10 protein-coding genes and 1 pseudogene are annotated in these 11,811 nt (G+C 59.2%); 10 read left to right on the top strand and 1 reads right to left on the bottom strand.

Going from position 1 to position 11,811, the window contains the following annotated elements:
- The first annotated feature begins 583 nt into the window (after positions 1-583).
- From SY1_RS02010 to SY1_RS02030, 5 genes are all read left to right on the top strand, one after another.
- Positions 584-2,098: an ABC transporter substrate-binding protein gene (locus SY1_RS02010; protein ID WP_208872581.1), complete on the top strand. Its 1,515-nt coding sequence runs from the start codon at positions 584-586 to the stop codon at positions 2,096-2,098.
- Between the two features lie 178 nt (positions 2,099-2,276).
- Positions 2,277-3,218 carry an ABC transporter permease gene (locus SY1_RS02015; protein ID WP_208872582.1) on the top strand — a complete coding sequence of 314 codons (942 nt, stop codon included), beginning with the start codon at positions 2,277-2,279 and terminating at the stop codon, positions 3,216-3,218.
- A 4-nt stretch (positions 3,219-3,222) separates the two neighbouring features.
- Positions 3,223-4,089, top strand: a complete 867-nt coding sequence (locus tag SY1_RS02020; RefSeq protein WP_015556015.1) for an ABC transporter permease — start codon at positions 3,223-3,225, stop codon at positions 4,087-4,089.
- Between the two features lie 12 nt (positions 4,090-4,101).
- Positions 4,102-5,097, top strand: coding sequence for an ABC transporter ATP-binding protein (locus SY1_RS02025; protein ID WP_015556016.1), 996 nt, complete (start codon positions 4,102-4,104; stop codon positions 5,095-5,097).
- A gap of 19 nt (positions 5,098-5,116) precedes the next feature.
- Positions 5,117-6,127: an ABC transporter ATP-binding protein gene (locus SY1_RS02030; protein WP_015556017.1), complete on the top strand. Its 1,011-nt coding sequence runs from the start codon at positions 5,117-5,119 to the stop codon at positions 6,125-6,127.
- A 42-nt stretch (positions 6,128-6,169) separates the two neighbouring features.
- Here the strand turns inward: SY1_RS02030 and SY1_RS02035 are convergent, their stop codons facing one another.
- Positions 6,170-7,231, bottom strand: a complete 1,062-nt coding sequence (locus tag SY1_RS02035) for a M28 family metallopeptidase (RefSeq protein ID WP_243440696.1) — start codon at positions 7,229-7,231, stop codon at positions 6,170-6,172.
- A gap of 804 nt (positions 7,232-8,035) precedes the next feature.
- On the opposite strand from SY1_RS02035, the gene SY1_RS02040 reads away from it, so the two are divergent.
- From SY1_RS02040 to SY1_RS02060, 5 genes and pseudogenes are all read left to right on the top strand, one after another.
- Positions 8,036-8,215 (top strand): hypothetical protein, encoded by a 180-nt coding sequence (locus SY1_RS02040; protein WP_208872584.1) that lies wholly within the window; start codon positions 8,036-8,038, stop codon positions 8,213-8,215.
- Positions 8,216-8,519: 304 nt separating this feature from the next.
- A pseudogene (locus SY1_RS02045) lies at positions 8,520-9,647 on the top strand (excinuclease ABC subunit UvrA); the annotation flags it as partial.
- A 5-nt stretch (positions 9,648-9,652) separates the two neighbouring features.
- Positions 9,653-10,570: a 23S rRNA (guanosine(2251)-2'-O)-methyltransferase RlmB gene (rlmB, locus tag SY1_RS02050; RefSeq protein WP_015556019.1), complete on the top strand. Its 918-nt coding sequence runs from the start codon at positions 9,653-9,655 to the stop codon at positions 10,568-10,570.
- Positions 10,571-10,572: 2 nt separating this feature from the next.
- Positions 10,573-11,148, top strand: a complete 576-nt coding sequence (locus tag SY1_RS02055; protein ID WP_208872586.1) for a pyrroline-5-carboxylate reductase family protein — start codon at positions 10,573-10,575, stop codon at positions 11,146-11,148.
- Positions 11,145-11,588 carry a hypothetical protein gene (locus tag SY1_RS02060; protein WP_015556020.1) on the top strand — a complete coding sequence of 148 codons (444 nt, stop codon included), beginning with the start codon at positions 11,145-11,147 and terminating at the stop codon, positions 11,586-11,588. Before SY1_RS02055 ends, SY1_RS02060 begins: the two co-directional genes overlap by 4 nt.
- The last annotated feature ends 223 nt before the right edge of the window (positions 11,589-11,811 follow it).

Here is an 11,811-nt window from a genome sequence, read left to right on the forward strand (position 1 = left end):
TCCGTATTAAACGCGAATTGGTATTATAGGGTGACATGATCACTGATCAACGACACCCCTCTTTTTGGTCCTTGACAGGAAGATCGCTGTATAGTATCGTATTAAAGTATAAAAGACATTTGTATACTACAAGGCTTGTCCACCAGCCTTGTTATAATGGTGGACAAGAGTTATTCTTTAAAGTACGAATCACTTAAAAAGGCGCGGGCAACTGAAGGAAGAAGAGTATCAGAATGTTCTTTGCATTTCCATGGGCAAAGGCAGTCAACATAACTTCAAGATGCTTCAAGAGAGTAAGGTGTATTTCTCCTCTCAAATTCATGCCAACAGCGTGATACCGATAAAGGCAAAGAGAGGAGGACGGTTCTCTTCCCTCGAAAATGCATTATTCTGTTGTTTCAAAGCGCAGAATACATTATGAATCTCAAGAGGTTTTGTATCGTCATCTTCCGGCTACAGGAATAGGTGTAGCCATTTCCCTTGCGCTTCTCATGGTTAGTGGATGGGTCTATTGAAAAATTGACACGGTTAGGAACATAAGGAGGAGAATTTTATCTTGACCAGGAGTAGGGTTTTATTGACGTTGTTGTGCCTCGTTACGTTTTTTGCTCCGGAGTTTTCCATTGCTGCGAACGCTGCTTCCGATGCGCCGATATCCGTGGCCTGCATCACGACGGCGCCACACCTTGACGTCATCACCGAGGACGGCCAGATTGTCTCCCTGCTCCTCTTTGCCCTGGAGTCCCTCGTGACGACCGAGGAGGATGGTCAAGGGGGGATCCGAATCGTTCCCTGCCTTGCTGAAAGCTGGAAGATCAGCGAGGATGGTTTGTCCTATACCTTCAATCTGAAAAAGGGCGTCAAGTTTCATGATGGCACGCCCGTCACCCCTGAGGACTGGATATGGTCGATCCTGCGTCTGAGGGACGCGGGGCCGGAAAGCCCGTGGAGCTACCTGGCCCATGCCGTCAAGGAGGTTGTCGCCCCTGACGAGAATACGTTAGTCATCTCCCTGTCCGAGCCCTACGCCCCCTTTCTCTCCAATTTGACCAACCCGGCCCTTTCCGTCCAGTCCAAAAAGCATTTTGAGAAGGTGGGGGCAGAGGCATTCCGTGACAGTCCCATGGGAACCGGCCCTTATTATTTTGCCGAGTGGGAGCTGAATCAGCGTTATATCCTGAAGAAAAATCCCTATTACCATGTCGAGGGCAAACCTGTCGCCAGTGAATTCCGTTTTATCGTCGTCCCGGACGACAATACGCGGATCATGCAGCTTCAGGCCGGTCAGGTCGACGTCGTCAGGGATCTTCCTCAAAACAGGATTGACGAACTCGCCTCCTATCCCGGACTTGCCGTAGACGTGGAGCCTTCCACGGAGCAGCGTTTTGTCAATTTCAACGTGACCTTTCCTCCGCTCGATGACGTGAGGGTTCGCAACGCTCTGCGCCTGGCGACCGATAAGCGGGCTGTCATCAAGATGGTGCTCTTTGGTCACGGCTCTCCGGTCTTCGGAGTCTTTCCGCGCGTCGACACCTTTTATGACAAGAAACTGAAAGACCCCGGGTACGACGTCGAAAAAGCCAGAGCCCTGCTGAAGGATGCCGGTCAGGAAAAGGGCTTTAAGCTAGAGATCATCTACAGCTCCGGCAACAGCGTCATGGAAAACATCGCGACAGTGCTCAAGGAGCAGTGGGCGAAGGTTGGTGTAGACCTTCAGCTCGTTCCACTGGAAGGGCCGACGGTCAGCGCCACCTTCCAGAACCTGAAGCACCAGGTCACGATGCTGCGTTGGTCCACAGACACCGCTGACCCTGTAGGCTTCACCAGTTTCATCGCCGATTACGATGCCAGCCACGGCTTCCATACGGGGTGGAAGAACGAGAGGGTCACACAGCTGGCCCATGCAGCGGAAAGGGAGCTGGATGTGGATAAGCGTCGCGGCATGTACGAGGAGATTCAGCAAATTCTCTTTGATGAATGCCCAATGTATCCGCTCTACGAGAACGTCTATCCCGTTGCACGGAAGGATACAGTCTACAACTTCAAGTTCTCGGGACTCTCACGCTATGTGTTCATCGACGCTTACAAGGATGAGTAGACCGTGTTCGTACCCCGATTCCGTTGGGTAAAAGCGGGTTTTGAAGCAGTTATGGGCCCTGGCTTCTCACAATCTCTATAGGCGCGGGGCCCATTGTTTTGTCTATTCATCTGCAGTCTTGTCCCCGCAGCTCCCGACGTCGGGAGCTGCGGAATACGTGTGAGGGAAGTGTTTTATCTTGAAGCAGCTCAACTACATCCTGAAACGCATCCTCCAGATGATTCCTGTCCTCTTCGTCGTAACCATCGTAGTCTTCCTCATGATTCACATGCTTCCGGGCGACCCCGCCCGAACGCTCCTGGGTGAGCGGGCAACCTACGCCCAAGTGGAGGCCCTTCAGATCAAACTGGGCCTGAATCGCCCTCTCCCCATACAATATTGGCTCTTCCTGAAACACCTTTTTCGGCTGGATCTGGGGAACTCCGTGCTCTTTGGCGTCCCCGTCGCGAAGCTTTTGCTCAGAAGGCTGTCCCTTACCCTGAGCCTTACGCTTTTCTCCGGCTTCATTGCGCTTCTCATAAGTCTTCCCTTGGGCTATATTGCAGCGGCCAGAAAGGATAGAGTTGCCGACCATCTGATACGTACCGGGGCGTTGATTGCCCTGTCGACCCCTATCTTCTGGATCGCGCTCCTGCTCATGATGCTCTTTGCGTTGAGACTGCGCTGGCTGCCCGTTGGAGGATGGGGGCGCACTCCCCTGGAGCATTTCATGGGCCTGATTCTTCCTGCATTCACCTTGTCTCTTTCCACTGCCGCGCTCCTGGTTCGGAATCTTCGAAACAACATCGTGGATATCTCCCGCAGCGATTATGTCGATTTCGCACGCAGCAAGGGATTGAGCGAGAATATTGTCCGTGCCCGACACATCCTGCGCAATTCCCTCATCTCGACGGCCACGCTGCTCTCGTTGCAACTGGCCCACATGCTGGGGGGCAGTGTCATCACGGAGACGGTTTTCAATCTGCCCGGGCTCGGGTCTTTGATGATCCAGGCCATATTCGGTCGGGATTATGCCGTAGTTCAAGGAGGCATTTTCGTCATTGCCGTGATGGTCCTGTTCGTCAACCTGATAACGGACGTCCTGTACTCGCTGCTCGACCCACGGGTCGCCTTGGATTAGGGCCATGGGACAGATTTTTGCATCCCTCCGTCGCCGCGGAGCCTGGCGGAAAGGGTATAAGCTCATCCTCGGAAACTCTTCGCTGACCATCGGCCTTGCGATTGTGGCCTTGATGTGCATCGTCGCCCTCGTTCCTGAAAGCATCGCTACGCACAGTCCAAACGATCACAACGTGGACGCGATTTTGCAGCCCCCTTCAGCAGAGCATTATTTTGGTACGGATAACTTTGGGCGCGATCTGTATTCCCGTGTGGTCTGGGGGGCTCGGGTCGACCTCCAGCTGGGCCTGGTCGCCATGATCGTCCCATTCGTCGTCGGCTCTCTCATCGGCCTTCTTGCAGGCTATTACGGCAGATGGATCGACGCCCTGCTCATGCGGATACTGGATATTTTTCTGGCCTTCCCCTTTACTCTGGTCATCATCGTCATCGTCGCCATCATTGGACCGGGAACGGCCAACCTTTACATAGCGATGTGGCTCGTGGGTTGGAGGACCTACGCACGCCTGATTCGGAGCGAGGTCTTGGTCATTCGGGACGCAGAATATGTACAGGCTGCGCGTGTCCTGGGATACTCCGACGCACGCATCCTCCTGCGCCATATTCTGCCCAATGTCGTCAGCTCCTGTATCGTCTATGGAGCGTCGGATGTGGTGATGTGCATGCTCGCCGGGGCCGCTATGAGTTTTCTTGGATTGGGGATTCAACCCCCGACCCCTGAATGGGGAGCGCTGATCGCGGGGGGGCGGGCCTTTATTTCAAAAGCGTGGTGGCTGACAGCCCTGCCTGGACTTTGTTTGGCGATCGTGGGGACTGGTTTCAGCCTGGTCGGAGACGGCCTCTCCGATCTCCTGCGTACCAAGGGCCGATAGGAGAGACGTTCAATGTCCGATATCCTGCTGGAGGTCAAAGACCTGAGGACACACTTCATCACCGGCGAAAATATGGTTAAGGCGGTGAACGGCGTCAGCTTTTCCGTTCGGCGTGGGGAGACCTTCGGCCTGCTTGGAGAGTCCGGCTGTGGCAAGAGCGCAACATGCCGTAGCATCACACGCCTCATCAACCCGCCGGGGCAAATTATCGGAGGAGAAATTCTCTACGAGGGGACGGATCTGTTGAAGCTTCCAATGGATAAGCTGAGGCGCCTTCGAGGACGAGAGATCAGCATGATTTTCCAGGAACCGATGACGGCCTTGAATCCCGTGCTCCCGATTCGCACGCAGATATTCGAGTCCCTGGATCCGCAGATGAGCAGGGCTCAGAAGCGAGCTCGTGCCCTTGAATTGATGCACCTGGTCGGGATACCATCCCCGGAGAAGCGAATAGACGAATATATTCATCAGTTCTCGGGCGGAATGCGACAGAGGGTCATGATTGCCATCGCCTTGGCTTCCCAGCCTCACCTCCTGCTTGCCGATGAGCCCACGACGGCACTGGATGTCACCATACAGGATCAGATCATGAAACTCATCGGAGGGCTCAAGAAGCGTATGAACATGAGCGTCATTTTGGTCACGCACGACCTGGGGGTGGTCTCGCAGATGTGTGACCGCGTCGCTGTAATGTACGCAGGGCACGTCATGGAGCTCTGCGATACGGTTACGCTTTTTTTCCATCCCAGACACCCCTACACGCATGGCCTGTTTCGTTCCCTTCCTTACGGGAAAGGAACGAGGACCAGGCTTGAGCCTATTGCGGGAGCTCCCCCGAGCCTTGAGAATCTTCCTGCGGGCTGCCCTTTTGAACCACGCTGTGATTGGGCCGAGGAATGCTGCAGGGCAGGATTGCCTCCTTTAACGGAGATTGCCGAAGGGCACTTCACGCGTTGCTATTTTTACGCAAAGCTGCCGGACGAGGTGCGTTTTTCGACCCGGATGTGAGGAAGGGGTGGAGGGTGACATGGACACGTTGGATAAAGATACGGCCTTGATACGGGTACGGGGGTTAAAAAAATACTTTCCCTTGAAGCGGCAGCTCACGGATTTTATATCGGGAAACCCTCAAGAGGTCCTCAAGGCCGTGGACGATATCGACCTGGATATCCAAACAGGCGAAAACCTGGGCTTGGTGGGGGAGTCCGGATGCGGTAAGAGCACACTGGCCCGAACGATCATTCGTCTTTACACCCCGGACGAGGGGTCCGTACTGTTTGACGGCAAGGACATCACTCGAATGGAGAAACAAGAGTTGCGCAAGGTAAGACGGGACCTCCAGATGATCTTTCAGGACCCCTACTCCTCGCTTAATCCACGCATGTCCGTGCGCGAGATGCTTATGGAAGCCCTGACGTTCCACAAAGTCTGTCACAAAACCGAGATGGAGAAACGATTTTACGATCTTCTCTCCATGGTCGGGATTGGAGCGGAGGCCGCAGACCGTTTACCAGGAGAGTTTTCTGGGGGCCAACGCCAGCGCATCGGCATCGCACGAGCCCTTGCGCCGGCCCCCCGTTTCATCATCGCGGACGAACCGGTTTCGGCACTCGATGTTTCCATACAAGCCCAGATCATCAACTTACTGGAGGAGCTTCAGGAGCGACTGCACCTCACCACCCTGTTTATATCTCACGACCTTCGTGTCGTGAGACACATATCGCATCGCGTTGCGGTTATGTATCTCGGCAGGATTGTCGAATTAGCGGACACCGAAGCGCTGTTCGAGCACCCGGCACATCCCTATACGGACATCCTGCTGAGGGCGGAGCCCCCGCTCGATCCGAGGCTCAGAAGTACAGAAACCGCAATCTCAGGAGAACTGCCGAGCCCCATCCACCTGCCGTCAGGCTGCCGTTTCCATCCAAGGTGCCCCAATGCCCGGAAGGAGTGCTCCGAAAGAGAACCCCTTTTGAGCGGCGTCGGCAGCGGACATTTTGCCGCCTGTCATTATCCCCTTCTCTCGAGAGGGGGATAAAAAGGAGAGGAAGAGGGACCCTCTATCGAGCTCTCGATGCCCCTAAAGCCTCTCCAGTTCCTGCGCCAGCGACAGCAATCGGTTGCGCTGAGCGAGGATATAACGGTCAAGGACGAACTTTGCCCTGTCCGTAAGCGATTGGGTGGCCAGGGCTTCCAGCGGCAGGGACAGGCCAGGTACGTACGCCTCCCCCATGCGGAAGTCCTGAAAATAGGGGGCCCGCTGGCAGTAAAGAGCTTGATTCAATTTACGAATCACGAATAGGCGTTCCTTCAAACCGCTTTTTCCCGCCAGCCGCTCACGACTGGTCTTCAGAGAAACCAGGATGGAATGCAGGTCGGGAACCTGCCTGTCGTCTATTTTTTCGAGTTCTCCGATCAGACGATCCCACAGGGCTCTGTCGTCCGGGAGCCAGCCGGGTTCCAGAATACGGCGGGTTCCCAGAGCGTAGAGACGGCAGTCCTGCATCAGGACCTCCATATCGTGCTTGCCGAAGGTGTCCTCCTCCGTATGCCACCACCAGGGCATCCCCCCTTTGCCACTGGCATGAGGGGAGTCTGGTGCGGTCTGGGAGGACCATATGAAGCACGAGGACACGCCGATATTATAGAAGGATTGGTCGTAGGAATTGACCGGGCCGAAATGCTCCCCGTCCTGCCCCGTGACATCCCGAACCGCGCCGCGCGCCAATGCCATGAAGTCCGGTGTTGCGGCGACCTGAGAGAAATCTTCGGACCCCTTTGCTCCGGGGACATCGGCATTGATATAGCAAAGACAGTATTTGTCCAACTCCCCAAAACGCTCGAGCGCATAGTTGGAGGATCCCGCGTACTTGGAGAACTCGTGTCCCGACCACCAGCAGAAGCGCAGGCCAAAAGGCCGCCGCTTCAGGCTGGAAAAGCGTAAGGCGAGAGCCAGCATCAGGGCGCAGCCTGTCCCATTATCCGTTGCGCCGTGGTGTTTGGCATCCATGTGAGAGCCCAGAAGGATAAAATAGGGGGAGTCTCCGGGAAGACAGGCCTCCAATAGAGGAAGCTTCCTGACCTCGGACCTGGAATGGCCGCGGAGCTCGATGTCCAGATCTCCTGATGCGGCAAGTTCCATCAACCGATTGCCCCCTGTGCGATTGACGGCGAAGACGGGAATCTGCGGATAGAGCTCAACGTCCTCGGGAAGGGACGCTCCCCAGCCCGCACACACGGCGCTCTCGTGTATGACATCTTCATCGCCGTACGGCCAGCAGAAGACATAGGCAAAAGCCCCGCGCTCAAAAGCATCCTGGATCGCAATGGCGGATCGGGTGGTGCTCAGGACAATTTTACCCTCCAGGTCCCCTGCAGACCAGGAGCTGCGGTCGGCAAACCAGGCGATGGAGTCTGGCGGAAAGCTTTCTGGGGGAACGAAGACCGCCCTCCCCCGAACGGGCTTTTCCCAAACGTCGGGCGAGTATCCCCAGATCTTCACGGGAAGGGATCCCTCTTTTCCCCGGAGCCAAAAGCGCATCCGCGCCTCCCCAAAGGAAAATGTCCATGCAGGAAACGTTGTCCTCAAAGGGGGCATTCCATTCTCCTCCAGGCGACTGGCCACGTACTCGTGAGCCAGCCTCTCTCCTTCGCTGCCCGATGGGCGTTCGTATCGGGTAATCTCCCTGAGGTCCCGCTCAATCTCCGTCCCATTCAGTTTTGACAGAAAATCCCGTTCGGTATCGTTCAGCATGGTTGTTCCTCCCCAATCCTTTTCAAAGGGCACGCCCCCTGGTGACAATCGAAACAGTGCTTCGGCCTCGTCCTCTATTCTATCGCAAAAGTCCATCGCAAAAGGGAAGGAGAAGGGATACTAAAGTGAAGGATCGTAATGAGGGGGCAATGCCAAGCGACCTCACTCCGTGTTGCCCGACCTGTTTAACTTATGGAAGCGCTGATTAATCTTCAAAAGTTGTTGAAAGCGATCAAGGAGCATCAAACGGAGGCTATCCTTCAGCGCTTCCTTAAGTTTAAAAATGGGGCTACGCCCCAAGCCCCACGCGCTTCGCGCGGCCTGATGAAGTTTCTGGCACTGAAGGGAGCCAATACGGGTGACAGTTCCTAGCGACTTAATCAGTGTTTCCTTAGGACCGCTCTGAGGAGAGGCCCCTTTCGCTTCCTCTGTCCTCTTGCCTGACCGAGGTCCATGCCTACATCGGGGGGACATGGTCACAGAACAACGACAGGTTTGAAAAAGGCCTTGACACTTTTGCGAAAGGGGGTATAATATTCACCGTTGCGCCGCTGAAGGGCAGCGCGACAGACCAAAAACCGGTAACAGCAAGGGTTTAGGTTTTTGCATCTTGACAACGGAATTACGGGTGAGATATTGAGGTGAAGCGAGGGCTGAGGGGTGACCCCTGCAGAACGGGTCCTACGAGACGGTGGTGGCCTCAAACGGACTCACGGGGCCCTACCTTCGGGGCGAGGCTTCGGGCATCGTGCGGCGGGGCGAGCGGCGGAGGCCTCAGGGCTGGCTCACGGTACGGGGTGCCGCGCACCACAACCTGAAGAACATCGACGTCAAGATTCCCCTGGGCGCGTTCACCTGTCTCTGCGGCGTGTCGGGCTCCGGCAAGAGCAGCTTCCTCTACGACGTGCTCTACCGCGGCCTCCGGCGCAGGTTGGACCGCGACTTTCGTGAGCGTCCGGGCCGCTTTCGGGCCATCGAGGGGGCGGAGGCGTTCGACAACGTCGTGTTGGTGGATCAGAGCCCCATCGGGCGCACGCCGCGGTCGAACCCCGCCACCTACACGGGGGTCTTCTCCCTGATCCGGGAGTTCTACGCGGGGCTGCCCGGAGCGAAGATACGCGGCTACAACGCGGGGCGTTTCAGCTTCAACGTGAAGGGCGGTCGCTGCGAGGCCTGTGGCGGCGCAGGGTCCATGAAGATATCCATGCTCTTTCTGCCGGACATCTACGTGGACTGCGAGGTGTGCGGCGGGACGCGCTACAATCACGAAACGCTGGAGGTGCGCTTCAAGGACCGGTCCATCGCGGACGTCCTGGCCATGACGGTGGACGACGCCGCGGAGTTCTTCGGGGACATCCCTCGCATCGCGGGCCGCCTGCGGCTGATTCAGGACGCCGGCCTGGGCTACATCCGTCTTGGGCAGTCGGCCCTGACGCTGTCGGGGGGCGAGGCTCAGCGGGTGAAGCTCTCGAAGGAACTGTCGAAGAAGTTCAGCAGCCGGACGCTCTACCTGCTGGACGAGCCCACGACGGGCCTGTTCTACACGGACGTGAGAAAGCTGATGGAGATCCTCCACCGCATCGCCGACAACGGCAGCACGGTGGTGGTCATCGAGCACAACCTGGACGTCCTGCTGTCGGCGGACCACATCATCGACCTGGGGCCGGAGGGCGGGGAGGGCGGCGGCCGCATCGTGGCGGAGGGCACCCCCGAACAGGTGATGAGGAAAAAGGGGTACACGGCGCGTTTCCTGCGGGAGTACGCGCAGGAGATCGAGGGGGCAATGGCCCTCAAAGGAGCGTAGGACACATGGCGGAACGATTCAGCGGAGGAAAGGGCGGGCCGCGCCGAAGCGGCGGGGAGGGGCGCAGGCGTCCCGACCTGAGGGGGCCGGGACGCCCCACAGAGGCGCGGCGGGGCGGCGCCCCGCGAGGGGAGCCCCCCCGAAGGTCCGCGGAGCGGCCCCTGCCACCGGATGACGTCTGCTGGGGGCGCCAGCCCGTGCTGGACCTGGTGCGGAACACGCCCTCGCGGTGCACGCGGCTCCTGATCGCCAACAACGTCCGGCCGCCCTACCTGGATGAGCTGGTGGACCTGGCCCGGGCCGGGCGCGTCGTGTATCAGCTGGTGGCACCGGAGGCCCTGGACAAGCTCTGCCCTGGAGAGCGCCATCAGGGGGTGGCCTGCCGACTGACGGAGACGGTCCCCGTGGACCTGGAGCCCTTTTTGAAGGCCCTGCCCGCGGAGGCGCCGGCCCTGATCGTGGTGCTGGACCACGTGGAGGACCCCCACAACCTGGGGGCCATCGTGCGCTCCGCCGAGGCCGCCGGAGCCGCGGCGGCGGTCTACTCGCGCCGCCGCTCCGCGTTGCCGGGAGGGACGGTGGTCAAGACCAGCGCCGGCGCTTCCCTGCGCCTTCCGATGATCCCGGTGGTCAACGTCGTCCGGACGCTCGCGCAGCTTCAGGCCGCAGGATTCTGGACCGTGGGCCTTGAGGGGCGCGCGGGGGCCAGCCTGTGGGAGGACGGGCTGCCGGCGCGCCTGGCCCTCGTCGTCGGCGCCGAGGGGGAGGGGCTGTCGCGCCTCGTGGGCGAGAGCTGCGACCAGCTGCTGCGCATCCCCATCCAGGGCGGCGTGGGGTCCCTCAACGCCAGCGTGGCCGCGGCGTTTGGGATGTTCGAGTGGAGCCGGACCCGCGCGTCCGCTTCGGCTCAGGGAGGGGATTAGTCGTGGAGAAGGACGTCGGGAGGACGGGCATCGCCGTGATCGGGGCGGGAGCCCTGGGGGGCGCCGTGGCGCGCGGCCTGGCCAGGGCGGGGTGCCGGGTGACGGCTTCGTGCCCGCACCCGGACCGTCGGCCGGAGGTGGCGCAGGACGGCGTTCGATTGATCGCGGACAACGCCGAGGCGGCCCGCGGCGCGGAGGTGGTGATGTTCGCCCTGAAGCCCCACCTGACCCTGGGGGCGGTGCGGGAGCTCTGTGGCGCCTTGAAGGGAAAGCTCTGCGTCTCGCTGGCGGCGGCGGTGTCCCTGCCCATGCTGGAAGAGGCGGCCCCGGAGGCCCGTTGGGCCCGCGTCATGACGAACGTCTGCGCGGCGATGAACGCGGCCTTCAGCGGCGTGGTGGCCTCGGAGGGGTGCGCGCCGGAGGACGTGGAGTGGCTTCGCGCGGCCTTCTCCCTGCTGGGGGACGCGGAGTTTACGGAGGAGGGCAAGCTGGACGCCCTGACCGCGCTGATCGGCTCCGGCCCCGCGTTCTTTTTGGAGCTCCTGGAGGGCGCGACGCGGCGGCCAGGCGTTATATGACGGAGGACAGCTACACGGCCCTCGAAGCCTACACGACGGTGACCGGAATGCGTGCAGATTCGCTGCCGGACATCGCGGAGCGGATATTCCTTCAGGATCGCCCCGACGGCCCCCAGGGCTATTACGTCCGGCGCGAGGACGGGCGGGAAACGAGCTGGCTCTCCGTCCGGTGGACCGACAAGGAGGCCGGAAAGGTCAACGTCGATATGGAGGCCAACCTGGTCCTGGGGCCGAAGGATGTCGAATCCCGCTACTGGTCTGGTGAGGGCACGGTGCGGAAAGGAGTGCTCAAGGCTGACGGAGACTACGATGGTCAGGGAAGCGCGACCTTCACCTTCAAAGGCGACAGCGTGCAGGTGGTGGTGTCCGAGGACATCGCCCCGGACGTGGACGTGACGCTCGATGGGACCTACGTCCGTCAGAGGCTGACGAAGCCGTAGCGCGCGGCGCTTCGCCCTGGACCAGAGCGGCGGGGACGGCTCCCTGTTGATGAGGGAGTTTTAGCCTGAAGGCAGGCATCTGGCGGGGGAAGGACTGCCCCCAGGACGATTGGCTTATTAAGGAGGAACGACGGACATGATACGACCTTCACGTCTTTTTGGTCTGTTGGCGGCGTTTGCCGCCTGTGGGGTGCTCTGTCTTGGCGCGCTGGCGGGGCCGGCT

The organism is Fretibacterium fastidiosum (genome assembly GCF_000210715.1).
Classification (GTDB): domain Bacteria; phylum Synergistota; class Synergistia; order Synergistales; family Aminobacteriaceae; genus Fretibacterium; species Fretibacterium fastidiosum.